Annotated in this window: 25 protein-coding genes; 9 read left to right on the forward strand and 16 right to left on the reverse strand. The window is 44.9% G+C overall.

The window, feature by feature from the left end; translation table 11 throughout:
• Window positions 1-18: 18 nt before the first annotated feature.
• The 3 genes from BM528_RS18065 (at window position 19) to BM528_RS18075 (ending at window position 2,526) form a co-directional block, all read left to right on the forward strand.
• A complete protein-coding gene (locus BM528_RS18065; RefSeq protein ID WP_071981033.1) occupies window positions 19-1,311 on the forward strand; it encodes a metal-dependent hydrolase family protein in 1,293 nt (430 codons plus the stop codon).
• A gap of 14 nt (window positions 1,312-1,325) precedes the next feature.
• Window positions 1,326-1,922, forward strand: coding sequence for a YqaA family protein (locus BM528_RS18070; RefSeq protein ID WP_071981034.1), 597 nt, complete (start codon window positions 1,326-1,328; stop codon window positions 1,920-1,922).
• 142 nt (window positions 1,923-2,064) lie between these two features.
• Complete coding sequence (locus tag BM528_RS18075; protein WP_071981035.1) at window positions 2,065-2,526, forward strand: hypothetical protein; 462 nt, start codon at window positions 2,065-2,067, stop codon at window positions 2,524-2,526.
• A 38-nt stretch (window positions 2,527-2,564) separates the two neighbouring features.
• Here BM528_RS18075 and tusA read toward each other — a convergent pair whose 3' ends face one another.
• The 3 genes from tusA to rph are packed head-to-tail and all read right to left on the reverse strand — an operon-like array spanning window position 2,565 to window position 4,179.
• Window positions 2,565-2,825, reverse strand: a complete 261-nt coding sequence (tusA, locus tag BM528_RS18080) for a sulfurtransferase TusA (protein ID WP_071981036.1) — start codon at window positions 2,823-2,825, stop codon at window positions 2,565-2,567.
• Window positions 2,815-3,456 (reverse strand): orotate phosphoribosyltransferase, encoded by a 642-nt coding sequence (pyrE, locus tag BM528_RS18085; RefSeq protein WP_071981037.1) that lies wholly within the window; start codon window positions 3,454-3,456, stop codon window positions 2,815-2,817. Before pyrE ends, tusA begins: the two co-directional genes overlap by 11 nt.
• A 9-nt stretch (window positions 3,457-3,465) precedes the next feature.
• Window positions 3,466-4,179: a ribonuclease PH gene (gene rph / locus BM528_RS18090; protein WP_071981038.1), complete on the reverse strand. Its 714-nt coding sequence runs from the start codon at window positions 4,177-4,179 to the stop codon at window positions 3,466-3,468.
• Window positions 4,180-4,460: 281 nt separating this feature from the next.
• Between rph and BM528_RS18095 the strand changes: the two genes are divergently transcribed.
• The 3 genes from BM528_RS18095 to BM528_RS18105 all read left to right on the forward strand — a co-directional run bounded on the left by BM528_RS18095 (window position 4,461) and on the right by BM528_RS18105 (window position 7,230).
• Window positions 4,461-5,324, forward strand: a complete 864-nt coding sequence (locus BM528_RS18095) for a YicC/YloC family endoribonuclease (protein ID WP_071981039.1) — start codon at window positions 4,461-4,463, stop codon at window positions 5,322-5,324.
• 315 nt (window positions 5,325-5,639) lie between these two features.
• Complete coding sequence (locus BM528_RS18100) at window positions 5,640-6,890, forward strand: tyrosine-type recombinase/integrase (RefSeq protein ID WP_071981040.1); 1,251 nt, start codon at window positions 5,640-5,642, stop codon at window positions 6,888-6,890.
• A 1-nt stretch (window position 6,891) separates the two neighbouring features.
• Window positions 6,892-7,230, forward strand: coding sequence for a hypothetical protein (locus BM528_RS18105; protein WP_071981041.1), 339 nt, complete (start codon window positions 6,892-6,894; stop codon window positions 7,228-7,230).
• A gap of 208 nt (window positions 7,231-7,438) precedes the next feature.
• Here the strand turns inward: BM528_RS18105 and BM528_RS18110 are convergent, their stop codons facing one another.
• The 5 genes from BM528_RS18110 to BM528_RS18135 all read right to left on the reverse strand — a co-directional run bounded on the left by BM528_RS18110 (window position 7,439) and on the right by BM528_RS18135 (window position 12,248).
• Window positions 7,439-7,975, reverse strand: coding sequence for a type II toxin-antitoxin system HipA family toxin (locus BM528_RS18110; RefSeq protein ID WP_442855893.1), 537 nt, complete (start codon window positions 7,973-7,975; stop codon window positions 7,439-7,441).
• Window positions 7,976-8,396: 421 nt separating this feature from the next.
• Complete coding sequence (locus BM528_RS18120; RefSeq protein WP_071981043.1) at window positions 8,397-10,136, reverse strand: DUF927 domain-containing protein; 1,740 nt, start codon at window positions 10,134-10,136, stop codon at window positions 8,397-8,399.
• Window positions 10,123-10,365 (reverse strand): helix-turn-helix transcriptional regulator, encoded by a 243-nt coding sequence (locus tag BM528_RS18125; RefSeq protein ID WP_007146785.1) that lies wholly within the window; start codon window positions 10,363-10,365, stop codon window positions 10,123-10,125. The genes BM528_RS18120 and BM528_RS18125 overlap by 14 nt, the downstream gene beginning before the upstream one ends.
• A 330-nt stretch (window positions 10,366-10,695) precedes the next feature.
• Window positions 10,696-11,946, reverse strand: a complete 1,251-nt coding sequence (locus tag BM528_RS18130) for a type II toxin-antitoxin system HipA family toxin (protein WP_071981044.1) — start codon at window positions 11,944-11,946, stop codon at window positions 10,696-10,698.
• Window positions 11,943-12,248 carry a helix-turn-helix domain-containing protein gene (locus BM528_RS18135; RefSeq protein WP_029627047.1) on the reverse strand — a complete coding sequence of 102 codons (306 nt, stop codon included), beginning with the start codon at window positions 12,246-12,248 and terminating at the stop codon, window positions 11,943-11,945. Before BM528_RS18135 ends, BM528_RS18130 begins: the two co-directional genes overlap by 4 nt.
• A gap of 324 nt (window positions 12,249-12,572) precedes the next feature.
• Between BM528_RS18135 and BM528_RS18140 the strand changes: the two genes are divergently transcribed.
• The gene (locus tag BM528_RS18140) at window positions 12,573-13,901 is read left to right on the forward strand and encodes an ATP-binding protein (protein WP_071981411.1); all 1,329 of its coding nucleotides are present in this window, start codon (window positions 12,573-12,575) and stop codon (window positions 13,899-13,901) included.
• 143 nt (window positions 13,902-14,044) lie between these two features.
• On the opposite strand, the gene BM528_RS18145 is transcribed toward BM528_RS18140, so the two are convergent.
• The 3 genes from BM528_RS18145 to BM528_RS18155 are packed head-to-tail and all read right to left on the reverse strand — an operon-like array spanning window position 14,045 to window position 16,847.
• Window positions 14,045-15,163 (reverse strand): hypothetical protein, encoded by a 1,119-nt coding sequence (locus tag BM528_RS18145; RefSeq protein ID WP_071981045.1) that lies wholly within the window; start codon window positions 15,161-15,163, stop codon window positions 14,045-14,047.
• Between the two features lie 54 nt (window positions 15,164-15,217).
• On the reverse strand, window positions 15,218-16,567 hold the full coding sequence (locus BM528_RS18150; RefSeq protein ID WP_071981046.1) for a type II toxin-antitoxin system HipA family toxin: 1,350 nt from the start codon (window positions 16,565-16,567) through the stop codon (window positions 15,218-15,220).
• Window positions 16,557-16,847, reverse strand: a complete 291-nt coding sequence (locus BM528_RS18155) for a helix-turn-helix domain-containing protein (protein ID WP_000673265.1) — start codon at window positions 16,845-16,847, stop codon at window positions 16,557-16,559. Before BM528_RS18155 ends, BM528_RS18150 begins: the two co-directional genes overlap by 11 nt.
• 468 nt (window positions 16,848-17,315) lie before the next feature.
• On the opposite strand from BM528_RS18155, the gene BM528_RS18160 reads away from it, so the two are divergent.
• Entirely contained in the window at window positions 17,316-18,296 is a 981-nt protein-coding gene (locus BM528_RS18160) for a LacI family DNA-binding transcriptional regulator (protein WP_071981047.1), read from the forward strand.
• A 44-nt stretch (window positions 18,297-18,340) separates the two neighbouring features.
• Here the strand turns inward: BM528_RS18160 and BM528_RS18165 are convergent, their stop codons facing one another.
• Window positions 18,341-19,486 (reverse strand): DUF1624 domain-containing protein, encoded by a 1,146-nt coding sequence (locus BM528_RS18165; RefSeq protein ID WP_071981048.1) that lies wholly within the window; start codon window positions 19,484-19,486, stop codon window positions 18,341-18,343.
• Window positions 19,476-21,623: a TonB-dependent siderophore receptor gene (locus BM528_RS18170; protein ID WP_156844090.1), complete on the reverse strand. Its 2,148-nt coding sequence runs from the start codon at window positions 21,621-21,623 to the stop codon at window positions 19,476-19,478. The genes BM528_RS18165 and BM528_RS18170 overlap by 11 nt, the downstream gene beginning before the upstream one ends.
• Before the next feature lie 151 nt (window positions 21,624-21,774).
• Here BM528_RS18170 and BM528_RS18175 point away from each other — a divergent pair, with 151 nt between their 5' ends.
• The gene (locus BM528_RS18175; protein ID WP_232230528.1) at window positions 21,775-22,287 is read left to right on the forward strand and encodes a nuclear transport factor 2 family protein; all 513 of its coding nucleotides are present in this window, start codon (window positions 21,775-21,777) and stop codon (window positions 22,285-22,287) included.
• A gap of 66 nt (window positions 22,288-22,353) precedes the next feature.
• Here BM528_RS18175 and BM528_RS18180 read toward each other — a convergent pair whose 3' ends face one another.
• From BM528_RS18180 to BM528_RS18190, 3 genes are all read right to left on the reverse strand, one after another.
• Window positions 22,354-22,995: an OmpA family protein gene (locus BM528_RS18180; RefSeq protein ID WP_071981049.1), complete on the reverse strand. Its 642-nt coding sequence runs from the start codon at window positions 22,993-22,995 to the stop codon at window positions 22,354-22,356.
• 559 nt (window positions 22,996-23,554) lie between these two features.
• Entirely contained in the window at window positions 23,555-24,763 is a 1,209-nt protein-coding gene (locus tag BM528_RS18185; RefSeq protein ID WP_071981050.1) for an HD-GYP domain-containing protein, read from the reverse strand.
• Between the two features lie 54 nt (window positions 24,764-24,817).
• The gene (locus tag BM528_RS18190) at window positions 24,818-25,159 is read right to left on the reverse strand and encodes an MGMT family protein (protein ID WP_071981051.1); all 342 of its coding nucleotides are present in this window, start codon (window positions 25,157-25,159) and stop codon (window positions 24,818-24,820) included.
• Window positions 25,160-25,165 lie beyond the last annotated feature (6 nt).

Consider the following 25,165-nt stretch of genomic DNA (forward strand, 5'->3'; position numbering starts at 1 on the left):
CAAAAGAAGAACTATATTATGAAAAAGACACTCACCGCTTTAGCTGTATCTTGCACTCTCTTGCCTTTAACTATCGCTGCTCAAGCAGCTACCCTCATCCACGCAGGAAAAGCCTTTACTGGTACTTCTGACGAGTTAAAAAACAAAGTCACTATTGTTATTGAAGGCAATAAAATTGAGAGCGTTAAAAATGGTTTTGTAAAAGGTGGCAAGGGCGATAGCGTTATTGACTTAAAAGACAGCACTGTTATGCCAGGTCTAATGGACATGCACGTTCACCTATCTTCACAACAAGGTGGACCTAAGAGCTACTTAGAGCGATTTACTCTTAACGAGGCCGACTATGCACTGCGCGCAGCCAGCTATGCAAAAACAACGTTAGACGCTGGGTTCACAACAGTAAGAAACTTAGGTGACTCACATAATGAAACGATAGCCTTAAGAACTGCAATAGATAAAGGCTATGCCGTTGGTCCTCGCATTTATACTGTGGGCAAATCTATTGCCACCACAGGCGGACATGCAGACCCATCTAACGGCATGTCGCATTTGCTGCGTCCCGATGTAGGTCCAGAACAAGGCGTAGTTAATGGCGAAGCTGAAGCTAGGGAAGCCGTAAGAACCCGTTACCAAGACGGCGCAAACTTAATTAAAATAACGGCAACGGGCGGTGTATTGAGCGTGGCAAAGAACGGTCAAAACCCTCAATTTATGACGGACGAACTAGAAGCCATTGTCGATACTGCAAAAGACTACGAAATGACAGTAGCCGTTCACGCACATGGTAAAGAGGGTATGAAGCGCGCCATCAAAGCGGGGGTCGATTCGATTGAACACGGCACTTACATGGATGAAGAGATCCATAGTCTTATGAAGGAAAATGGAACTTACTATGTGCCCACCATCCTTGCTGGTAAATTTGTTGCTGAAAAAGCCAAAATAGACGGTTTCTTTCCTGAGCTTGTACGCCCTAAAGCTGCAGCCATTGGGCCGTTAATTCAACAGACCTTTGCTACAGCACACAAAGCAGGTGTAAAAATTGCATTTGGAACAGACAGTGGCGTATCGGCTCATGGTGATAACGCTCAAGAGTTTGCTCTTATGGTTGAAGCGGGAATGACGCCTGCAGATGCATTGACTAGCGCAACAGTAAATGGCGCGGATTTACTTGGTGTCAGCGATATTTTGGGTACCTTGGAAGCGGGTAAACTCGCAGATATTGTGGCTGTAAAAGGTAATCCTCTCGAAGATATTACCCTTATGGAACGCGTTTCATTTGTTATGAAGGACGGCGTGGTATACAAAAACTAATATGAAAGGATTACATGACCCCGGTTCAAAAGGTAAGTAAAAAGGTTACACGGAAAACCAAACAGCTGGTCGATTCTAAGCATATGCTGAAAGGGATTACTATTTCATCCTTTTTAGAGTCGACCATAGTGCCTATTCCTCTGGAAGCGGTAATGTTGCCCTTAATGCAGGCGCGGCGTGAGTCACTGTGGCAAATAGCGGCAATGGCAACGCTAGGTTGTGTTATTGGTGCCGTGTTTGGTTATGCCATGGGGTACTATCTTTTCGATATTATTGGAGAGTGGGTGATTGAAACCTTTTTCAGTCAAGACCAATTCGACAACGTAAAAAATAAGATGGAACAACAAGGGTTTTGGTTTGTAATGACCTTAGGTATTGCTCCAATTCCCTTTCAAGTCGCTATGCTTGCTGCAGGAGCAACAAAATTCTCTTTTCCTCTGTTTTTACTTGCCACAGTAATTGCACGCTCTCTTCGTTATTTCGGTTTAGCCGCAGTGGTATATTATGCTGGCGACAAAGCAGAGCAGCTTATAAGGCGTTACAAGATGAAAGCCGTAATAGCGGCAACACTTGTTGTTCTTTTGCTTTGGTGGGCTACAAATGCACTGTAAACGCAAAAACTAGTAGGCTTGTTTTTAATAGGCGTTTCCAACGTTCGGTTTTAGTCTTTCATTTTAAGAGGAGTTAAAAATACCGGAGCATTATTGATAATGATTCCCATTTGCATTATTGTGATTAGCAGGAGGTGCAAATATGAACTCACAACATCTATGTCCGGTTTACAGAAAATGGCTGCAGTTGAATCCAACAGATGCACGAAAACATCGCCTTATGCTGCAAGACAGGGTTCAACAGGCACACCTTTTAGGGCAGCACGAAAAGGCCTGTGTATTGGGATACCAAAGCTTAGAAACAGCGAAGGTTGTCATTACATCATTACAAAATGTCACATCTCATCGTGATAGCGCGGTGCAAGACGATATTATTGCTTATGCAACAATGGCTATGTACTTGTCCGCAATTTTGCATCATCAGCATCGCCAAAAGGATGCACAGCAAGTTCTGCAAGATTGTCAGCAGCAATTACTCGCTATTTTACCGTTACATGCCACCAATACCCATATTCTAGGCGTGTTGAAAACCGTTCTTAGCACATTAGAGCAGGGGAGTGTTATACCGCCTCTCACTCGCGAAGTTTCTCGTTATATTCACTAAGGCTTAAGTAAATGAGCAAGTCACTGTTAGCAGAGGGCTTATTCGCCCCCTTTCCTAATTACGAACTGATACGGCATGGTTTCTGTTTGAGATGCCACCAGCGTGTGCCCCATAAATCGACAAAAACTGGGAATGTCTCTGGCCGTTGATGGGTCGTCTGCCGAAACAGACAATGTTTCGCCATCCGGCAGTTTTCGAATGTTCAAGCGCACCATCATTACGGGCTCTGGGCAACGAAGACCTAAAGCGTCTAAGTGCTGGCTGGCGCTATTAAACTCACTGTCAAAATCAGATGCCATAGTTTTCACGGTAGGTGTTAATTGCGTCTATTTCAGCGCTGTGACCACCTTTTTCCTGCAGGTATGCAACTACATCAGCAAGAGTGACAATAGAAATCACAGTAGTATTGAAATCTCGCTCTACCTCTTGAATAGCGGATAGCTCACCTTTACCGCGCTCCTGCCTATCAAGGGCAATAAGCACACCAGACAAACTTGCCTGCTGTTGCTCAATCAGCGTCATAGATTCCCGGATAGCGGTTCCCGCAGTGATCACATCATCAACCAGCATTACGCGACCTTGCAAGGGACTACCCACTAAATTGCCACCTTCGCCGTGTGCTTTTGCTTCTTTGCGATTAAAGCAATAAGGCACATCACGTTGATGACTGTCTGCTAACGCTACCGCTGTAGTAGTGGCAATAGGGATCCCTTTATAGGCAGGCCCGAATAACACATCGAACTCTACACCTGCATCAACCAACGCATCGGCATAAAAACGGCCTAACTTGGCTAGGTCGCCACCGCGATTGAACAAGCCTGCATTAAAAAAGTAAGGACTTATACGGCCTGACTTTAACGTAAATTCACCAAACTTTAGTACACCACGGTTGATGGCGAACTCAATAAAATCACGTTGGAACCCTTTCATATAAACCTCTTACGCTAGTGCTGCTTTCTGAATATCAAACAATTCGCGAAGACCGTGCTTGGCTATCTTCAGCATTTCCTCTAACTCTTCAAACGAGAAAGGTTCACCTTCTGCAGTACCCTGAACCTCAATTAGCTTGCCCGTTTCTGTCATCACAATGTTCATGTCAGTCTCGGCCTCAGAATCTTCTGTGTATTCAAGGTCGGCAATAGGTGTACCTTCAAAGATACCTACCGACAGCGCGGCAATCATATGCTTAAGTGGATTAGCTTTTAAAATACCTTTTGCGCGCATATAAGTGAGTGCGTCTACCAATGCCACACATGCACCTGTAATTGATGCGGTACGAGTACCACCATCTGCTTGAATTACATCGCAATCTAGCGTGATAGTATTTTCACCAAGTAGTTTTAAATCTACCGCAGCGCGCAACGAGCGAGCAATAAGGCGCTGAATTTCTAACGTACGGCCACCTTGTTTACCACGCGCCGCTTCTCGGCCACTGCGTGTATGCGTTGCACGAGGTAACATACTGTATTCAGCGGTTATCCACCCTTTTCCTTGCCCCTTCATAAAGCGAGGCACGCCTTCTTCTACCGTCGCGTTACATAACACCTTAGTGTTTCCGAACTCTACCAATACAGAGCCCTCTGCATGGCAAGTGTATTGACGAGTAATTGTAACAGGGCGAATTTGACTGGCGGTTCTGCCGCTTGGACGCATAGGGTTCTCCACAACGTAAATGCTAAAAATAGAATCTTCGGTAGATAATAAAAAGTGAGTACACCTAGAGTGCACAAACTAAATTTACCGAAAATAAGAATAAGCATAAGTATAGCGCAATGAGCCTGTCTGATGAAAACGAACTTTGCTCGTATTCCTTACAGAAACAAGCAAATGTACGCTAATATAGTAAGAACAAGAAAGACTGCCTTCATATTCACAGATACAACACGGCGTTCGCGTTGTTTTTGCAGGCTTTCAGTACAACTCGAAGGATAACTATGATTTATAGTATGACAGCATTCGCTCGTGTAGAGACGAAAAAGGAATGGGGCTCTGCGGTATGGGAAATACGCTCGGTTAACCAGCGTTTTTTAGAGACCTATTTTCGCTTGCCTGAACAATTTCGTTCTCTGGAACCTATGCTACGAGAGCGCTTTCGCAAAAAGCTAGCCCGCGGCAAAGTAGAGTGCGCTTTACGCTTTACGGCAAATGATGCAGCTATTACAACGCTTAGTTTAAATGAAGATTTAGCAAAGCAAGTTATGCAGGCTGCTGATTGGGTTCAATCTCATGGTCAGTCATCGGGCGTAAACCCATTAGACGTATTGCGCTGGCCTGGCGTAATAGCAGCAGAAGAGGCCGACATGGATACCATTCATGCAGATGTTATGGCTGCATTTGACCAGGGTTTAAAAGATTTCATTGATGTTCGTGCTTCAGAAGGCGAGGCGCTAAAAGATATGATTACACAGCGTTTAGACGCTATTGAAACCGAAGTAGAAAAAGTTGCCTCTCGCATGCCAGAAATTATGGTTTGGCAAAGAGAGAAAGTGCAGGCGCGCTTTGAAGAAGCGAAAGTAGAACTAGACGCAGGACGCTTCGAACAAGAAATGATCATGCTTGCACAAAAGGTAGATGTTGCTGAAGAATTAGACCGCTTAAACACTCATGTTAACGAGACCCGCAATATTCTGAAAAAAGGTGGGGCAATTGGTCGCAGACTCGACTTTATGATGCAAGAGTTTAATCGTGAATCAAACACCTTAGGCTCTAAATCTATAAGCACCGACATTACGCAGTCGGCAGTAGAGCTTAAAGTGCTGATTGAGCAAATGCGCGAGCAGATCCAAAATATCGAATAGTTTTTTTACCCGTCCAAGAATGTCTTAGAAGCCCTGTTATTTGCTTGTAAATACAGGGCTTTTTTATTTTTCCCGTCCAAATCGGTTTGCAGATGTCCGTTACCAACTACCTGTTTAGTGGTGGGCAGAATGGTGGGCAGTCCCCTCATTTTTGCTCAATAAGCATTTTGCGGTGAGCAAATTGGTGGGCAGTAAGTTACCCAATTTTCGCATTTAACTCGCCACCACAACAGGTTAGCTGCTGATTCAATAAGCAAATCGGTGGTGGGCAGCCATTATTGCCCCCTCCATTATTTCAGCAACTATGGAGTAAACATGGGAAAACTCACAGCAAAACAGGTTATTGCATACAGCAAAGCCGACCCAAAAAAATATTCAGATGGTGAAGGGTTATACTTTTGCGTCCGCAAACAAGGCTCGCCTTACTGGATGATCCGCTACACCACAGCCAAAGGAAGACGAGAAGCAACCTTGGGGCAATTTCCTTTAATGTCGTTGGCAGACGCCAGAATTGCCGCCGCATACTTTCGAAAGGAAGTACGTGACGGCATAGATCCTCTTCTGGAAAAACAGAAAATCGAGTTACCTGACATTGAAACCGTGGATCAACTGTTTCATGACTGGTATCGAACCGATCTGAGTAGACGACTTAAGCATCCCAAGATTCCGTATCGGGTTTACACCAAAGACATAAGCCCAGTCATTGGCATAAAGTGTATTGCTGAGGTGACCGCACGTGACGTACGCGAAGTATTAGAGCGCATTCGAGAAAGTAACCGTCCTACCATTGCCAACGATACCTTGATGTACATGAAGCAGCTGTTTCGACATGCGATAAAGCTCGACTTAACGCTGAACAACCCAGCCGCAGCCTTTACCGTGGACGATGCCGGTGGCGTGGAGTCCAGTAAAGACAGGATGCTTAGCAAAGAGGAAATTCACTACGCCTTTAGCGTGTTTCATACCCATATCAATAGCTTTGGCCGCGACAACTACCTCGCTTGCTGTCTTTTTTTAGTATTGGGCGTACGCAAAAGCGAACTTTGCGAAGCCATGTGGCGTGAAATGGATTTAACCACGGGCGTATGGGACCTACCCAAGGAACGAAGTAAAACTGGTGTGCCAATCAGCATCCCCTTACCGCGCCAAGCCATTGCTTGGTTTAACGAGTTGCAAATCCGCGCTTGTGGCTCGCCTTATGTTTTCCCGGCCAGACGAGCAAGCCATCGTCCACATATGGGGCCAGATACGCTAAACCGCGCCATTTCTAAACTCTTTGGTCGCGAGCCAGGGCGCAAAAAACAGCCACCCAATAAAATGGGTAAACTTGAACACTTCACCGTACACGATTTACGCCGCACCTTTCGCAGCCTTGCCGCCTCTTTAGGCATTGCAGGCAACGTGGCCGAACGCTGTCTTAACCATAAGCTAAAAGGCGTTGAGGGCATCTACGACCGCCACGATTACTTTGAAGAGCGCCGTATTGCCCATCAAACCGTGGCTGATGTAGTTGAACCACTGGTGAACTTTGAACCCGCTTCACACCACCACACAGGAGGGCGTTAACATGCAACTGATGATACGACTCGCCCCCATTACCTTTCCAATAGCCATGCTGGCAGGCCTTGGTTGGTGTATTGGCATTGCCTTACTCGAACAGCCTTATGGTATAGGCTACGCACTTACTCGGTATTGCCTGATGGTATTCGTGGTACTCGCTCCTTGGCTGACGCTAAAACTCACGTTCTACGTGATTGTCGGCCTAGGACGCAAACTGGGGCTCATCCCGCCTGCACGCCCAACGTACAGCCTAGGTTATGAAGAATCACTCTATTGGTTCAGAGTATTAGCCTTCTTCGATGGCAAACGCAGCCGCATGCCGAAAAGGCCCATCAGGCGAAACTAACAAGCCCCCATTTGCTCACTTATCGTGGGCAGTTGGGACAATGGGGCAACACTTGATACCGCAAGCTTTAGAGGGTGAATAAGAGGAAATTACACTGCCCCAAGGAATGGGGCAATCGGGGCTTGGATTAACAAAACAAGCCACCAAACATAATCTTTAAACCAATATGACCGACGCCTCTGCATTTCTGTACGCGTCGGTTCTCATTTTAGCGTAGCGGTATGCTTCGCAAATGTGTTTCGATTGCTTCAATCATCGACTTGGTAAGGGGTAAATGCGCTTTTTCTTTCGCCCAGATTTCATGAAAGCCTGCCACGGTTTGCTTGGCAGTATCTAACACCAATTTTTCTGGCAGCATGGCTTTAGCCGCTAGGTGTGATAATTCATCCAGCGTGAAATCACTGAATTTTTTGCTTCGGCTCACCTTCAGCGACGCACTATCATCGGGGATATAAGGAATGGTCGAGACAAAGTCATAGGCAGGCGCAATCGATGCGGTGCGCTTGTCTTTGTAAATCACAGACCAATTCTTCAAATGCATATCCGCATTGCCAATTAGGGTATTGAACACCAATCGACGCGTAAATTCTGCAATGTCTTCGTCTTGACCTTCGATGCCGATAACCTGAGCAATATTGCGCATACTGGCTTTTTTGTATTTATCTTGAGGATAGACGCCAAACACTTGCGCAAAATCTTCAATATGTACGGCTTGATCACCTGCACGATCAAAGCGCTTGATCACACAGAGGAACTCAACTACGGAGTCGATCTATCAACCATCTGATAATGGTATCAGGTTGGTGGGGTAAAGGTGCCCCATCAACCATTAAATCCGTATACCCTTCATTACTTTACTCGGATTGTTTGCCTGCACTCTCTACTTGCCTTCTTCACTCACAAAAGGCCACTGCCAGCGAATGCGTAAAACAACATTTAAACAATCAAAAGACTGTATGCCTATACATAAGCCTAGCATCTTATCAACTACTGATAATATCGCAAGAATATTCTCCGTTTAGGACAATAGCAATCTCCATACGCGTGAATTACACAACCAGTACACTAGCGGTCTTGTCTGCTTTAGACTTTAAAACCAGCCAAGCCTTTAGGTTGACTGGCGGTACACTGCAAGGCGACAAGCTCACATAGGGCTCATCACCTTTTTAGTCATCCAAAATACTGCCTTTCACGCAGTACATACGTGGGCGGGTGTTGTCGGGCAGGCTGACTTTGCGCTGTGGCCGATTACCATCGGGGACTAAGTAGCCTGCGGCCATTAGTGCTTTAGCGGCGCGATCTGGGCTTAGGCCTTCGGTGGCTTCACGCCAGCCGGTTGGGTAAAACAGGTAGAGGGTTTGTGGGCCGCTGGTGTCTATCCAACCCGCGCGTTGGCGTACTTGGCTGCTGTAACCGGTTTGCTTAGGCGTAAAGCGGCTTTCGCCATGCTGCTCAATAAAACTGCGTACTTGGCGAATGGCTTGTTGGTCTTCATTGGCGGCCACGCCACCGCGGGCAAGTATCCATTGGTTAAGCTGGCTTAAACAGGCTGCCTCGACACTTTGGGTTGGCCAATCGAGTACTTTGGCTTGAATGGCTAACAACCCAGCGCTGGCCAGTAAGGCAAACTTTTCGGTGACCCGGCGCACTTGGCCGTCAGCCTCGGGTGGTAAGCTGGTTAAAAAGCGTTGGCGTACGTTTTGGAAAACGGGTCGCACCTGTGCGCCGTGCTGCGTTAAATACCGTAACCAGTCCAAGGCCAAGCAGCCGTAATGTTGGCGACTTTGCTGTTTTAGATGATCGGCTAAATCGGCAGCGTTCATACCATGACTCTGGTTAAACACGCCCATTTGCGCTCCAGCATCGGCACTGAGATCAATCACGCGCACTTGCTGCCCTGCTTTTACACGCTTGCCGATACTGGCGAGGTGGCTTTCGAGCGTCACTTCGCCAGTGGATAAAAACACCAAGCGCCAACGGGCGGGTAAGCGCATTTCACCGTATTTGCCTGCACGGGTTTTACCTTGGCCATTGGCAAGCATGTAAGCGACATCACCTGCCTCTTTTGGGTCAACTTCGCCCATTTCATCGAGCGCCAGCAAGGCATCGTTATGCGCTAATGCTGTGCCTTCTAAACCGTTGGCCGTGGCACGCCAACTATGGCGCAGTTGATTAGGTTCGCCCCACACCGATAATGCCGGATACAGCGCTGCGGTTTTACCAGTACTGCTGGCACCGTAGAGGTGTAAACCAAAACCATCCACCCCGCACAAGTGCAACAAAGGTGCAGCCAGTGCAGCGCAGACACCAACGATTAATAGCGGGTTATCCAGACAATAACAGCCAACGTGCTGCCGCCAACTGTCGCTACTACCTTGTTGAATAAAGCCTTCTATCGGGTGCATGGTTTGCAGCACCATGCGCGGGTTGTTGTGTTCGCTTGGGTAAAAGGTGAGGCGCGGATGCACATAAGCGTGGTGATGCCAGCCAATGCAGTTCACGCTAATGGCCTTTTGCGTGGCCAGTTCGCCCATTTGTTGAATAAACAGTGAGAGCAACTGCCGCGCTTTGACACTGTTGCTTAGCCGCATGCCTCGGCTGAGTAGAATTCGGCGGTACTCGCTGCCATCTCCGGCCAATAGTTCTGCGGGCATAGCCCAGTAGCGATGGCGATTGTCATCGTCTAACCAGTGCAATAAATAACCGTAGTTGTCCCCTTGCGGATCGCGAGTACGGGCGGCCACTTGCAACCAAGAGCAGATTTTAACTGGGCTATCTTGCCCTGCCGGTTGCATCACCAGCCAGTTTTGCGCGTTATAGGCAAAACCTGGCGGTAATGTTGGCGCGCTGTTATTCATCTCACTTGCAGGTAACGGGGTTGATGCTGATGGTTTATCCGCGGCCATAAGCAGCACCGATACGGCGGGTTTCAATCCACTGGTCGATATCGCTTTCTAACCAGCCCACCGCACGCGCGCCAATACGAATGGAACGGGGAAATTCACCGTTGGCCATCAAGGCATAAATGGTGCTGCGGCCAAAGCCTGTTTTGGCCTTTACCTCGGGCAAGCGCAAAATCCGCTGCTGACGCGCTGGGTGTGTTGATGTGGTGGATGATTGTGTAGTTGGGTTCATCGTTTGCTTCCTCACTGATCTGTTAAGTTCAGTTAGGAGTTTGCCAGTACTAAACGGACGCAGTAGGCAGATAAATGCCCAGATCGTGCAGCTTTCTGAGGGTACAAGTAGCTACTTGCCCCAGTTTGTAGATAGTGCCCAAAACAATAAATGCTCTGTGGGCAGAGTTAGTGCGTGGCTAAGTGGCGTGAACTAAGGCTTTGCCCAAACTGCCCCAAAAGCCCAAGGGATGAGCGAAGTGTTAAAACACATGGAGTATGAGGCAAAGCATAAAGTGAAACTAAAACTTCTTTATCTGCTGAAAAATGAAAATATAGTTTCACTGACTCATTAAACGTTAAACGCTGATTGTTTCATGGCTTGCTCCGCTCGGCTGATCCCTAGCCGCTTAGCAACGGTTTGCCATTGCTTAACCGCAATTAATACTTCATCGTAAATTTGCGTGGCTTGGGTTTGCGAAAGTCGGAAGAAATCTTTTACATCAAAGGCTAGTTGGTAGTCTAAAGTGTTGTCTGCATCGGTAATATTCAGATGCAGGCCATGCTTACCCACTATCGGGTTTAAATCATAAGCGGGTGACAACTTCCAGCCATTCTTTGTTAATAAAAACCCATGGTTACGCAGGTGGTCATCCGTGTTGGACACCGCAATATTAAACACAATACGTCGCCATAACTGTGCTAAATCAGCTTCGGTTTGTGCACCAGAATTGGAAATAAATTCAGCAATCTCTAAGTAGCTGGCACCTTGAGATTGTTCACCATCATAGTATTGAAGCTGTGTCATGGCCGATGAAAAATGCAGTCGCTTTTCACCGTCGCGATCAAACCGTTTGGTTAAAAAGGTATGGTGCCCAGAGGAAAATTGCTTGATCTCACTTGGATACATGTCAACACCTGCCGCCAACGCCAATTCATAACAGACCATCTCCCATGCGCCCACGTCATGGGTATCGTTTAAATTGGGAAACTTGGCAATCCACAAGTGGCCTTGTTCATCTGTGACACAAGCCTTGGGCCTTGCACCACCTAATGATGAGCCTGGAGAAATCAGCATTTTCAACCAGCGGTAATACTCGTCACTGTCGATGTTATCGTCTTTTTCAATCTGCATTGCTGCGTGCTCTAGCTCTCGCAAAGAAGCCATTGGCGGCGCAGCAAACTCAGAGTTGTCGTCCAAAAAAGCATCCGAACCTACTCGCTTAAATCGAATCCCCCCCATCCGATAAGAGTCATGTACGCCCAGCAGGTAATCCAATTCGTTTAATCGACTTGTTGCTCGAATGCCTTTACGCGCCTCAATCGCCGCACGCCGCTGCATTAAAATACGCCCCCATCTATCAGGCGATGAATCAAGAAATGCGCGAAAGTTTTTATCGGCTTCATCGTTATAGAGTTCACCGGAGTGAAGCGACAGGATGGGATCAATTTGCAAGCGAAAAGCTGAGGTTAAAAATGCTTTATCGTAGGCAAAACTAAACACGCCACCCCGGCTTGAATCACTGTAAGCAAGCAGCCCAATTAGCAAAGGCGCTTCAATTGGTTGCCAGTCGGCATAGACTTCGACGATTTCACGGCTCATTTTGAACCTTCCAGCAATTTTATGTTTTGCAGCTTGATACCCACTTCATCATGAGCGGCCATGTCTGCAAAGTTGCTTTCCATGCCAAGAACGGCCATCACTTTTAAGTAAGTGCCTATGGCAACGCCCGGATCACCGGCGAAAACTTTATTCACGGTTTTATGATCAAAACCAGTACGTTCACACAGTAGCTTTTTTGTAAAACCACGTCTTTTCATCGCCAACAGCAAGTCTTCACCAAAATGCGTCAGGATTTTGCGCTGCTTTGGAAACAGTACATTGTGTAAGTCACGCTTAGCCATATCACCAACCAAAGGGACTATATTCCCATTATTCAATCGTTAATGGGAATATAGTCCAACTTTGAATCCCAAGCAACTCCAACAATTTATATGTAGGACTATATTCCTACTTTACTCAATATAATTGGATTTATATCCCACCTTTAGGTTTAGGTTTAGCTTGCGCGTTGGCCAAGGCGATGATGTGAATCCCTGAATGCCAAAAATCACCAAATTACACTTTTATGCGCATAAAAATGTAAAATTTCGCACTTTTATGCGCGTAAAAGTGTAGACTGAGTTATACTACAGGCAGTTAACAGTCTTAATTGGCGGGAAATGACAATGCAGCGCAACTTACTCAACGCCCTAATAGCATGGAAAAATCAACCTGTGCGTAAGCCATTATTGATCGATGGCGCAAGACAAACAGGTAAAACCTATCTGCTGCAAGAGTTATTTGGGAACACCTTTGCCAACATCCTTCGTATCGACTTCCTTGAAAACCCTGCTTACAAAGAGGCGTTCGATGGCTCATTGTCACCTGACGAGCTAGTAATGAACATTGAGTTATTAACAAACCAAGCATTCACCCCAGAAACCGACTTGCTGATATTAGATGAAATTGGCGAATGCGAACGTGCCGTTACCTCACTAAAGTACTTTGCTGAAAAAGCACCGTCCTACTTTGTCGCAGCCAGCGGTTCGAACATTGGTTTGCTCAACACCTTCCCTGTGGGCAAGGTAGAACAATACAATTTACGACCACTGACCTTCCAAGAATTTATTTACGCATCCAACGAGCAAGCACTGATCAAAGCATTTGATAGTCAAGCCAGCACACCGGCGGTGCACACTAAATTGATGGATAAACTCACTGATTACTTTTTTACCGGTGGTATGCCGGAAGCCGTTGCTGCTTGGTATCAGTTCAAGGATTCAAGCATTCTAGAGCGTGTTGAAAAAGTCACCAAAATTCATGCCGATTTAGTGGAAGGTTATCGCCGAGATTTCGCTAAGTACGCGGGCAAGGTCGATGCCACACTGATTGAATCGGTGTTTAATAGCATTCCAGCCCAGCTATCACTTGTCAGCGATGAGTCGGTTAAACGCTTTAAGTTTAAGCATGTGCATGAGCGTAAATCTCGTTATAGCGATTTTGAAACCGCGATCCATTGGCTTAACTGCTGCCGCTTAGCTTTGCCAAACTACCCTATTGAAGGATCGCCGAAATCTCCGTTAGCGGCCTATAAAAAAGAAAATATGGTGAAACTGTTTCTGTTTGATGTGGGCCTGCTTAATCATATGCTCGGCAGCAGTTATAAAGAGATTAAACAGCAAAACTATGATCTCTCTGTTTATAACTACAGAGGCTATGTGGCTGAAAACTTTGTGCAACAAGAGCTCACTGCCATTGGCGTTGACCCAAGCTATTCATGGAATGACGCCCGCGCCGAAATCGAATTTATTTTGGCGACCGATGAAGGCGATATCGTCCCTGTGGAGGTCAAAAGTGGTAAACGTACAAGAGCAAAATCGTTGGCATCCTACATTGAAAAATGTACTCCAAGTAAAACCTTTAAGTTAACGGGTACACAAGGCTCATCCGCATTAGAGCAAACCAATATCGTGATGCCTTTGTATTTCACGCAGTATTTACCACAGAGATGGTAAAAGCGCGTTGCTTAGACCCCGAGGTCTACACAAAGTGACTTCATAGGTAACAATTTGTAGACCTTTGGTAGGCTTACAACCTTTCAACCAACCCTCAATCGGTTTTTTGCTAACGTCATTTGGCCAGCCTATCGCCTCATCGTTTAAAGCAAATCACTCAAGCGATTTAACAGTGCTTTACGGCTATTATTCGCCACAACAAAGCGCTTAAAGCGTTGTTCAAACGCCGCTTCATCAGCTTTGAACTGATAGGCCTCAAACAGCTGATGCAGATAGCGTGATGCCGCATCGTAACCACTGGCGCAAGTTCGATCCGCTTGCTCTTGTGATTGCTGCCAGTAGTGCTCACGTTGATTGTAGATATCCGTCAACGCTTTTTCTTTTTCCGCTTTTTCGATAGCTAATTTTTTTGCGAGTGCTGCGGCTTGCTCTTGCTGTAATTGACTTTGCGCTTGCTCAATAAAAGGAGAAATTACCTCGGGGGTTAACCAATACTGATAGATCTCGTCTGTGTTGACAGGTTCTTTTCGCGTCAGCGCTAAGGCTTGGTGACGGGTTAGCTGGCCTTGCTCAAACAACGTGCGTAATAGCGTGTCTATCTCTGCTTGCGAGAGATTATGGAGCCATTCATCAAATTGAAATTGGGTTTGTTTGGCTAGGTGACTGGGTTGCTCCTTCAGCACCATGGCGAGCGCCTTAACCAATGCTAAGGGAATATCATACAGCGCAGCAAACGCCTGCTCCTCTTCACTGAGGTGCTCAAAATCGAATTGAATTAACGGCACTCGCTCAACGTCATCATTAAAATCAAACATTTTGAGCCACATAAAGTACACAAGGCGCCAATCCCCTTGCATTAACCCGCTGCGTAACCCAGCTAAATGCTGGAAAAATTCGTCGGCATGCTCATCGTCAAAATACTCGTCATACTCCTCAAGGGAAAAAATCAGCAACTGCCACTCATCGTTTTCGTGAACATGAAGCCCATCACTTGAAAAGCCAAGTAAAGCTTCAGGGAGCGTTCCTGCTGGTAGCTTGATGTAGGCATCGATTGAGCCCCAATCGGCATAGTAAAAACCGATATCGAAGTACTTTAACATCAGATCAAAAGGATCAGCCTTTAGGTCACTGTAGGTGTAATACACCTGAAAGGACGTAGCGCTGATCTCGGCACGGCTTGAAATTGATCGGAGTGCTTGACGTGCTTTAGCATCTAAATACCCATCCAGACGCTCAAATTTATAGTATTGATATTCGCTCACGATGACCTTGCTATCTATTTATGGTGAATTGAAAAGTTTGTTTTAACAAAATTGTTATAGAAAAAGCGCTGCATTTTCTTGTTTACGCTGCTCCAATGTCTTAGCAATCGCAGACACTGTTGTTTTACTGATCCCTTGTTGCTTGGCAAGATACGTAAATTGGCTGATGGCTTCTGCGACTTCTTCAATAACTTGCCTTGCATCATGCCAACTCCCATAGCCAGCACTGGTAGCAAGTTTTTGCATCACCTTAAGCGGTGGCGCTTTGCCATAACCGCCGAAAGCAGTGGCGTGTTCGTTGAATGGATGCGGGCTGTAGGTAACATCGTAAAAAGGGGCAGGATCCCATTGACCGTCATCCGCTTGCAAAAACGCCCAGTTTTTACTGTGGTCGTCTTGATTAGACGACAGCAGATTAAAAATGGCGCGGCGAAATTGCAGCTGTCCAGCCGCTGGCGATTTACACAACTGACGGCAGGCTTTAATTAAATCAATGTAATCTAAACTTGGCGTTCGAAAGTCTGCATCCAGCAGCCCGCAAGCGCTGTGCATATGCAATCGACCTGCACTGCGCTTTCTGCCTAAGTCGGCCTGTTCAGTGACATAATCAAAACGCTTAAGCGCCAACCAAGCAGACGCACCGCTTGTAGGTGGTGCTTCAATGAGTTGCCATTGCGGCGGTTGACACTTAGCAACTTCTGTCATTTGCAAATAAACCGCCTCGCACAAACCTTCTTCATGGCCGAGCGCGAGATTTTTAGAGGTAAACTTAATCAGCCAAGCCTCATCTCCAGGCTGAGCGAAGGTTCGACAATACTGAGTTTCCCCAGCAGGCATATAAATTTGTGCCTTAGGCCTTGCCCCACCCGAACTACCTCCGGCGACTAATGCGGCCAACACCTGTTGAGTATGCCCATCTAACTCATCGTGATTATCATCCATATAATCTGACATCGAAGAATCGAACAGCGTTTGTGCTTCTAAACCTAACGTCGCTAAATCAATATCCGCGTGCGTGGTGGCTGAAAACTCAGACACCGGAGAAAAAGACAATGCTCCCATGCCTTTATCACCGACAAAGGCCAGTCTATCCATCGCCGTTAATTGATTAGGTAGGATGCCCTTTTGCCGGAAAATACGATCTTGTAACAGCATGCCCCAGCCATCGGGTAAACAATCTCCAAATACGCCATGTACACCTTGGTGCGGCGCTTTAGGAGCGACTTGAACTTGCGCGTTCGCATGCAAGGTAAAAGGTGATAAGTTGCCAAACTGCTGCAAATAGCTGTCTGCATACTGGAAAAAAACGCCTTGCCGATTCTGCGCCAAGACCCCTACTGCAACCTGCTCACCTGAACTTAAGGTGCGAGTCACGGCGAGTTTTTGAATGGGTTTAAAACTCATCTTTTAGCACCTCATCAATACTAGAGGGCATAGTGACCCGTTCTTTGCTAGGTTGTGTGAGTTGATAGAGCCTCTCTAGCGAATCAAGGGTCTGCCATAGCAACAGCAATTGGCGAAATGAAATTTGCCCGGTCAGCTCAAATTTCTTAATGGTGGCCGCAGGTACGCAGCTTCGCTCAGCAAGCGCCGCTCGTGACAGCTTTGCCTGCTTTCGTAACTCACGTAAATAAGCCGCATAGGCGTGGCTTACATCGGTATCATCAAGTAAGGTAAATTTCATCCGCAAAGGCCAAATGGATACAGTCATATCCATTATAGCGAAATAAAACAGAAAGTGGATATTATTGTATCCATTATTAAATAAAGTGTTGAAAAAATTACTCGATAAAGCCCTTCAAAACTGCTATGTTTTAGATCTAACAGCAGCATAAAAACGACACTGTTTTTCCATTGCTAACCACTAAGATTTAGTAAAAGCCATAGGCAAGTGGTGGGCAGTTTGGTGGGCAAACAGGCATTTTTGAACGGTTTCTTTTCGGTAACTTATTGATTTTTTGAGGGTCTAGACCGCTACTCAATGAGCAGATTCAGAATATTGAGTGATTAATAATCTGAAATACCAATCAGCAATGGTAAGTTGTAAACAGCCTTACACTAAAAGTGAGGCTGATACTTATATATTCAACTTTATATATAATGATGCAGCAATCAGTAAAAGTAAGTACACACTCACATTTAAGTTTTTTACATGACTACAATCTATGAAGTGGCCACCCGCGCGGGCGTATCGTTATCTACGGTATCTCGCGTTCTTAATGGCAATAAGTCTGTTAACCCTGCTATGGCTGAAAAGGTTAAACAAGCCGCAAGCGAACTGCACTACACGCCGAGTCAGAAAGCGCGTTCTTTAGCATCTAAACACAGCCATGCAATTGGTATTGTGCTGCCTAACAAACACATGCTTTTTGCATCTCACTTACTGTTTTCTTTCGAGCACATTTTGCGGCAGCATAAGAAGCATTGTGTTATCGCTTTTTCCCACGACACAATTGAGTCTGAAGTGGAGGCCATCGAATTTTTATTGTCTCAAGGTTGTGACGGAGTATTTGTCACTACTATTTCTTCGACGACAAAACACTTGCATAGCTTGAAAGATAAGATTGTTACGTTGAGTACAGGAGAGGCAAAACCTACTGTGACTGACTTGTCGGCATCTGTCGCTCACTGTGTTTCAAAAGCACATCACTTGCTAAGTGAACAAGGACACACAGACATAGCGTTAGTAAATGACCGCAAAACCGTGTCTCAAAACGAAACGTTTCTCTCTTTATTCAAGAAACAATTAATCGTAAATGTAGACGTTGATGCTTTATCCGATCCATTTCTCGACCCGCTACTCGAACTAATGGCCAAGGGAGAAGTATTTTCAGCTATTATTTGCACCAACGACGTTTTGGTTGAGCGTTTAGTTAATAGCGCCAGAGAGCTAGGGATGGTGCTGCCCAGCGACTTATCTATTATATCGTCACGACCGCCCAATGCACACGCAGAAATAAGTAGTTCGCTGACTTACAATGTATCAAGCGTAGCCTACTCAACGCTTGATATGGCAAGAGCTGCGGCGAAGAAGTGTTTTACTGCTTTCTATGACGATGGGTTAGATGAAGATAGTGCGAATCCGCTGTCTCCCATATTTCTTGACTATGGGAGCACAGCGCCTTTTTCTTAGACGCTCTACTTAAAACGCAATAGCTATCTTCGAGTAAACCAAGGCTACATATACTTAAGCCACCAGTAGTTATGCTGCGCTTTGAAATGGCTAAACCATCGCACGGGATAATAGAGAGTGATGGCAAGCACACCTGTAATCAGCCAGATTTGCCACATCTCATTTACGCCAAAGTAGACACCTTTATTCGTTCCCCAAGTACTCACGGCTACTGTGTATAGCACGAGTAATATATAGAGGTGAAGGACGTAAAAAAACATAGGAACTGAGCCAAAAGTATCCAGGATGGTCATTCGTCTAGCATTTACTCTTTCAAAAACAAAAAGAAGCAGGAACGTTCCTGACAGTGTAAAGAGCAAAAACGCGAGTGACGGAGGGTATTTAGTCATATTGAATAAAGACATTGCTGACAAAATAGCGGTGTCTTGCATCGACCAAGGCAGGGTCTCTCCGTAAATATTGAACACTCTTAGAAAGACGAATAAAAATGCGGTGACACCGGCTAGACCGAGCAGCCAACTGCCCCGTAAAGCTTTATTTTTATTTACACCATATAATGGCCCGCATGCAAAGCCGCATAAAATCACACCAATCCAAGGTAGTACGGGGTAGCTCACTTTCACACTCAAAAGGTCACTCTGTACAATGTACCCCCTGTCATGAAGCATACTCCAAAGGGTGTAACCTGTTTCATGTGAAACATAATTGATAGGCGTGAGCGCATTGTGCCCAAATACTATGATTAAACCAATAGCAAGAAGGGCATTGCGCGGAAGGCCACTTAGCAACGCGAGAGCAAGCATACTCACGCCAATCGCCCACATAACTTGAAGGTAAATTACATCAAAGCTTCCCAACCAGCTGTAAGTAATAAAGGTGACTTCTAAAAATAGAATAAAAAGTCCCCGCTTAAAAAGAAATAACCTTACATCTCTTTTAGGTTTGTTTACCGGGTTGGCATAAAGCCATGCAGAAAGGCCGGTAAGAAACACAAATACAGGCGCGCAATAATGAGCTAGCAAACGGCTAAAAAATAGCGCCGGCGACGTAGTCTCAATGTCCATAGGATCGGACACCTGCATGTGTAAAAAGAATCGCTCCCGCACGTGGTCAATTAACATGATAATCATAACTAAACCGCGCATCATATCTATGCTGCGAATGCGTTCGCGTTTCACATTAGAATGCATAATCGACCCGCATATTTATTGTTCTAGGCGCACCAGGGTAAGACCACAAACGGTGATAACTACTTTCGATATAAGTTTCATCAAACAAGTTGTCTACGTTAAGTTGTAAATTCAACGAGTCGGTGAAAGCTAAAGTCGCAAATAGCCCTGCAAGCTGATAAGAGGGAAGTTGAAAAGATAAATCTGCAGCATCTCCAAGCTGTTCATGTACATATTGATAAGAGCTTCCAATTTGCGAGTCCATGCCTGCTATTTTAGTAAAGTAGGTTAGCACAGTAGACAGTGTGTATTCGGGCACATTAACCAATGGGCTGCCCTGCGGTATTTCTACGCCCCAGTCAGCATTAACAACTGTGTTTTCGGTCTCAGCTTGCGTCTTCGCGGCGGAAACGAAGAGCGACATATTATCTCTGATTTGAGCATTGAATTCTATTTCAACGCCCTTGCTCACGGCTTCTCCTAAGGGAGCAGAAAACCCAACATTCACAGGGTCGGCAACCAATATATTAGACTTTCTTCCCCGAAAAGCGGCAACAGAACCCACGATATTATTAAACGAGAATTTTGAGCCTATTTCCACTGAACTGCTTTCTTCAAATCCAAACGGTTCACCGTTCGCATCTGTGCCACTAAGCGACAAAAAGCCTTCGGAATAACTGGTATATACATTTATATTGTCGCTAACCTTATAGATAAGTCCTAAGCGGGGGCTAAGGCGAGTTTCAGTATCACGATTAGTTGTTTGTTGATTTACCTCGAAAATATCCTGGTCTATATAATCTGCGCGGGCACCAAGTAAAATATCGATATTATTGGCAACTGCGATCGTATCTTGAACGTACAGTCCAACGCCTCGCTGCTCTTCAATATTTTGGTAAAGAAGTGCTACGTCAGGTTGTTGCTGCCCATATACGGGATTATTGATATTAAGCGTATAGGTGCCTTTTCCACCGCGGTAGCGGAATAACGCAGTACTTAGGTCATATTCATAGGCATCAATGCCAACAAGTAAGTTATGTGATAAACCAGCGAATTGGGTATCTCCACTTAACTCAACGCGTAAAGCACTATCAGAAGAGTCATAATCTCGCTTTCTGCGCTGCCTTGTCAGCGTTTCACCATCGTCGTAAACAGACTGTCTCGCCCCTGACAGTTCAGCGTCTGAGGAAAAGCCATCCATTCGCGTATCTCGATAGCTTAGCCCAGCAAGTAATGCCCATTGGCTGTTAAGTTGTCTATCATAAGTGAGCTGGTGGCTGAGCGCATAAATTGTTGTTGGCCCGTCATTGGGTTCACCTAAGTAAAGACTGGTATCTATATCATCGAAATTATCGTTAAGTATCGCAATGCCACGATCAAATCGTTGAGCCTGTTTAAAAAACTGCATTTCGTACAGCAGAGACTCTGCGTCACCTAAATCAATATTAAAGGAAGGGGATAACACCGTTTTTCGACGAGTAACCGTATCGCGATAGCTGTTGTTGTCTTCGAAAGCACCGTTTATTCGAACAGCCAGAATATCGTTTATACCCTGAGTATAGTCTGCCTCTATTCGCTGATTAGCAAAGCTACCGTAAATCGCAGAAATGCTACCCGATTCATAATATTGAGGCTTTTTAGTAATTATATTTACGACACCACCTGGTTCAGAGCGTCCGTAAAGCGCCGAACCTGGCCCCTTGATGACTTCTATGGACTCAACGTTAGACATATCAAAGGTCCCGCTGAAGCCTCTTCCTCCACTAAACCCATTCACCATGAAGCCAGCCGGCATATTTTCATTGCCTGCAAATCCGCGAATGGCAAAGCTATCCCAAAATCCACCGCTGTTGTTTTGCTTTGTAAGGCTTGCGTCTAGTGTCAGTACATCCTGTAATCGCGTCATCCCTAGCTTTTTAGCGTCATCACCGGTAATTGTTGTTATGGCTTGCGGCAGCTCGAAAGGCTTTACATTGCCCCTAAAAAGCTGTCGATAGGTGATATCAATTTTTTCAACATTGTCAGAATCTTTCCCATTAGTAGATGAAATATCATCGTCGTTTTTAGCGTCGGCTAGGGCATTTGAGCTTATAAGAGAGAGCGACAATACAGATACTAATACGAATAGCGACACGCGGAATGTAGATTGTTTTTTCACGGAAAAACCTTAAAGCACAATTTTGAATTAAACCAAATTAAAAAAATGTTATAACATAACAAAATAAAGATAAAGCAATATTGCTTGAATGGTTCAGGTTCTGTGTTTATAGCGCTATGCTGTGACAACGGTAATCTAATGCGGTGGTAATATGTCCAAAGATAAGCTTCAACTGAAAATGAAAACTTTGCTGCAAGTTTTTCTTGCAACGGCTCTGTTGACCTTCTTAACAACAAGTCGTGCTGAGAGCGATATCGAGCAGGTGTCGAGTGTGTTAGACAAATTGCATTCGCAAGCATCTCAAGCAAACTTCACTGAATATTTTAATTTATATGCGCCAGATGCTGTTTTTATTGGTACAGACGCCGACGAAGTATGGAGCATTAGCGAATTTAAAGCCTACGCGAAACCGCATTTTGACAAAGGTACCGGCTGGACATATTTACCTAGAGACAGACACATCTATTTTTCTCCTGATCACCAAGTGGCTTGGTTTGATGAGCTATTAGATAATAAAAAACTAGGTGAAACGAGAGGGACGGGAGTACTCATCAAAACAGACAATCAGTGGAAAATTAGTCAGTACCACCTTACGATTCCAATCCCAAATAATTTAGCCACAGATATCGCTGAGCAGATTAAAAAACATCACACAAAAAAATAGAGCCGCCGTAGCGACTCTATTTTAGGGCTCAATTAAAGAGTTCTTTTTAACAACTAGCGCTCTTCTTTAGGTGTTAGACGACGTTAATGGTTGAATTTCCATCTCCACGCGACGATTCATAGAACGGTTAGCGGCGCTATTATTAGGTACCTTTGGTGAATACTCGCCCATGCCTACGGTAGTAATGCGAGTTGAATTCACAGAAAAGTTAATAAGCTGATTTTTCACCGCACTGGCTCTTCGTTCAGACAGTGTTTGATTATATTGCTCAGCGCCAACATCGTCGGTATGGCCTTTAATCATAAGGACGGTTTTTTCGTAGTTATTAATTACTTTGGCAACATCTTGCAAAACTGGATTAAAGTTTGGACTAATACTCGCACTATCCGTAGCAAATGTGATGTCGCCAGGCATGATAAGACGAAGGTTATCGCCTTCTCGAACCACTTGCACGCCGGTATCAGATAACTCGCTGCGAAGCGCTTCTTCTTGCTTATCCATGTAGCCACCAATCGCGCCACCAGCAATTGCACCTACCGCTGCACCCCAAGCGTAGCGACTTTTGTCATGATCGCCAGTTGCTTTACCTAGTACTGCACCTAAAACAGCGCCTATTGCAGCACCCTTTTGCGTATTGTTTGGGTTATTCGCACAGCCTGCCACAGTAAGTGATGCAGCGATTAAACTTACAGCTAGTGTTTTTTTCATAGCGTCCTCTTCTTTGCTTTAAACACCTGCTTTTACCTTTATGAGGTACAAACAACAAGTGCCAATAAATTACCTATATTCTAGGCTAAATTTCTTTTGATAAAATAGTGATGATTCAACTTAAGACTCAATCACGTCATTTTTTATCTAATCAGTAATAAACATATCAACTGTAGTCGAGCAATAAATGTTCCATAACGCTTAGTTTAATGAATATCCAGTTTAGCCTTCCGCTGAACCTCTCTTCAATTTTCTATTCAACGTATTGGTTTAAAGGGTTAGGCACAGAATAATTGGTTTAAGCTGAACACAGTATTAACCAAAGAAATGACGCTGCTAAGTTTTGGAAATAGCGCTTTTCCTATAGAGAGATTTGTAATCTCTACACGCTCTTTTTATACAGATTTGCTACCGACTGTCTTCAATAAGTGACAAGGCTATTTGCTAAGGTTATTTGCCAAGATCCTTTGCTCAAAGGCTCTCAAATAAAAAGAACTAGGTATTTAGGCGTAAATGTAAAACGTAAATTAAAACGACAGTTTAAGAGAATAAAGAGGTTTTAGCCTATTGAAACAGAACGCTCAAAAAAGGCGTTAACATCTATACCGTAATCTGAAGCAATAACCGCCTTATCAATTTTAAGAGCTTTATCGCCCGATAAGTCGATGTCTTTTGGCGTTAAGTAGTGATTACCTTTCACTGAGTAGAATACTTTTACTATGGGTGAGAATGGTGAATTGTTTTGTTTAAGCACCATTGCCAATCTCTCGTTTGACAGCAACACTAGGCTACCAACAGGATAAACACCTAAACATTTTATAAATTGCTGAACCAAAACGACATCTAGACGGGTAGGCGCTTCATTCATCAATATAGAAAACGCTTTCTGGCTAGACATGCCTGCTTTATACACACGATCTGCAGTTAGTGCGTCATACATATCCGCAATAGCAAGCATGCGACCTTCTGTGCTTATCTCATCGCCTTTTTTCCCTGCTGGATACCCTAATCCGTCTAAGCGCTCGTGGTGTTCGCTAATAGCCTGAATAAGCGGCTTTGCAACGTCAGTATTTAGCAGATAATCAACGCCATGCTTTACGTGGCTCTTCATAATTTCCATTTCGGGATCTGTAAGTCGTCCGGGCTTATGAAGAATTTCATCAGGAATATTAATTTTGCCTAAATCGTGAAGAAAGCCAGTGTACGATAGCTCCTGAACTTTCTCCTCAGGCAGGCCTAAAAACGTGGCAAAGTTAGCTAATAATATAGCCACGTTGAGGGAGTGTTCTAGCAAGTAATCGTCTTTCTCTCTAATTTTAGTTAGGCACAGCAAAGCGTCTGGGTTGCGGTCAACAGACGCAACAAGCTTATTGGAAAACTCTTTGGGAATACTGGCATCAAAAGGCGTCTCTTTTTTTACATTATCGAGAAGCAGCTTTTGTATTTCTTTGCCCTGAGCGTGCAGCTTAGTCGCTTTTGTTAACTCACTCTCAAGGGATACCTTCACCGTTTTCGGCTTCTTTTTAGCCGTTACTTTTTCAGGCCTATCGGATTCGCTTAGTATTTTTCCATCGCTAGCACCTACAGGTTCAAATGCTTTATCAGTATCAATAGCAAGGACTTTTACGCCCTGTTTTTTCAACAGGTCTATCACTTTTTGTGACGTCACTTTACCTTGGTTTTTTATCTCCAATGCACCTTTTTGCTCGAGTATTTTATGAACAAACATGCCTGGTTTCAGTGCATCAATACTAATTCGTTTTAACATTCGTTATGTACTGCTCTTGTGGTATTGGTAATGTTTTATAAAGCTCTAGTGTCACTAATATTTTAATTCGCGAAGTATGATATACAAGTCAGGCTGCCAGCCTACATCTTTAATTCGTACGCGTTCACTTTTTATAGCCACACCCTCGTTTCGAAGACGTGCTATTTGCTCTATGCCTTGCTCCGATGTTTTTGGAAACGCTATTTTACCGTCAGCTCTTACTACTCGATGCCAGTTGTGCGTGTCCCCAAGTATTTTGAGGCACTTTCCAACCATCCTGGCTCGGCCTGGAAAGCCGCATAAGTCTGCCAGTTGACCATAGCTAACAACATTACCCTCTGGAACTAACGCCAGCGTTTTTGCTAGCCTATATTTTACAGTATTTATATCTGCCATAATATT

The sequence above is a fragment of the Alteromonas sp. RW2A1 genome (assembly GCF_001886475.1).
GTDB classification, from domain to species: Bacteria; Pseudomonadota; Gammaproteobacteria; order Enterobacterales; family Alteromonadaceae; genus Alteromonas; species Alteromonas hispanica.

What these genes read in the sequence shown, in the direction of transcription:
- BM528_RS18065 (WP_071981033.1), top strand. Translation starts at nt 19, where the DNA reads ATGAAAAAGACACTCACCGCTTTAGCTGTATCTTGCACTCTCTTGCCT.
- BM528_RS18070 (WP_071981034.1), top strand. Translation starts at nt 1,326, where the DNA reads ATGACCCCGGTTCAAAAGGTAAGTAAAAAGGTTACACGGAAAACCAAA.
- BM528_RS18075 (WP_071981035.1), top strand. Translation starts at nt 2,065, where the DNA reads ATGAACTCACAACATCTATGTCCGGTTTACAGAAAATGGCTGCAGTTG.
- tusA (WP_071981036.1), bottom strand. Translation starts at nt 2,825, where the DNA reads ATGGCATCTGATTTTGACAGTGAGTTTAATAGCGCCAGCCAGCACTTA.
- pyrE (WP_071981037.1), bottom strand. Translation starts at nt 3,456, where the DNA reads ATGAAAGGGTTCCAACGTGATTTTATTGAGTTCGCCATCAACCGTGGT.
- rph (WP_071981038.1), bottom strand. Translation starts at nt 4,179, where the DNA reads ATGCGTCCAAGCGGCAGAACCGCCAGTCAAATTCGCCCTGTTACAATT.
- BM528_RS18095 (WP_071981039.1), top strand. Translation starts at nt 4,461, where the DNA reads ATGATTTATAGTATGACAGCATTCGCTCGTGTAGAGACGAAAAAGGAA.
- BM528_RS18100 (WP_071981040.1), top strand. Translation starts at nt 5,640, where the DNA reads ATGGGAAAACTCACAGCAAAACAGGTTATTGCATACAGCAAAGCCGAC.
- BM528_RS18105 (WP_071981041.1), top strand. Translation starts at nt 6,892, where the DNA reads ATGCAACTGATGATACGACTCGCCCCCATTACCTTTCCAATAGCCATG.
- BM528_RS18120 (WP_071981043.1), bottom strand. Translation starts at nt 10,136, where the DNA reads ATGGCCGCGGATAAACCATCAGCATCAACCCCGTTACCTGCAAGTGAG.
- BM528_RS18125 (WP_007146785.1), bottom strand. Translation starts at nt 10,365, where the DNA reads ATGAACCCAACTACACAATCATCCACCACATCAACACACCCAGCGCGT.
- BM528_RS18130 (WP_071981044.1), bottom strand. Translation starts at nt 11,946, where the DNA reads ATGAGCCGTGAAATCGTCGAAGTCTATGCCGACTGGCAACCAATTGAA.
- BM528_RS18135 (WP_029627047.1), bottom strand. Translation starts at nt 12,248, where the DNA reads ATGGCTAAGCGTGACTTACACAATGTACTGTTTCCAAAGCAGCGCAAA.
- BM528_RS18140 (WP_071981411.1), top strand. Translation starts at nt 12,573, where the DNA reads ATGCAGCGCAACTTACTCAACGCCCTAATAGCATGGAAAAATCAACCT.
- BM528_RS18150 (WP_071981046.1), bottom strand. Translation starts at nt 16,567, where the DNA reads ATGAGTTTTAAACCCATTCAAAAACTCGCCGTGACTCGCACCTTAAGT.
- BM528_RS18155 (WP_000673265.1), bottom strand. Translation starts at nt 16,847, where the DNA reads ATGAAATTTACCTTACTTGATGATACCGATGTAAGCCACGCCTATGCG.
- BM528_RS18160 (WP_071981047.1), top strand. Translation starts at nt 17,316, where the DNA reads ATGACTACAATCTATGAAGTGGCCACCCGCGCGGGCGTATCGTTATCT.
- BM528_RS18165 (WP_071981048.1), bottom strand. Translation starts at nt 19,486, where the DNA reads ATGCATTCTAATGTGAAACGCGAACGCATTCGCAGCATAGATATGATG.
- BM528_RS18175 (WP_232230528.1), top strand. Translation starts at nt 21,775, where the DNA reads ATGTCCAAAGATAAGCTTCAACTGAAAATGAAAACTTTGCTGCAAGTT.
- BM528_RS18180 (WP_071981049.1), bottom strand. Translation starts at nt 22,995, where the DNA reads ATGAAAAAAACACTAGCTGTAAGTTTAATCGCTGCATCACTTACTGTG.
- BM528_RS18185 (WP_071981050.1), bottom strand. Translation starts at nt 24,763, where the DNA reads ATGTTAAAACGAATTAGTATTGATGCACTGAAACCAGGCATGTTTGTT.
- BM528_RS18190 (WP_071981051.1), bottom strand. Translation starts at nt 25,159, where the DNA reads ATGGCAGATATAAATACTGTAAAATATAGGCTAGCAAAAACGCTGGCG.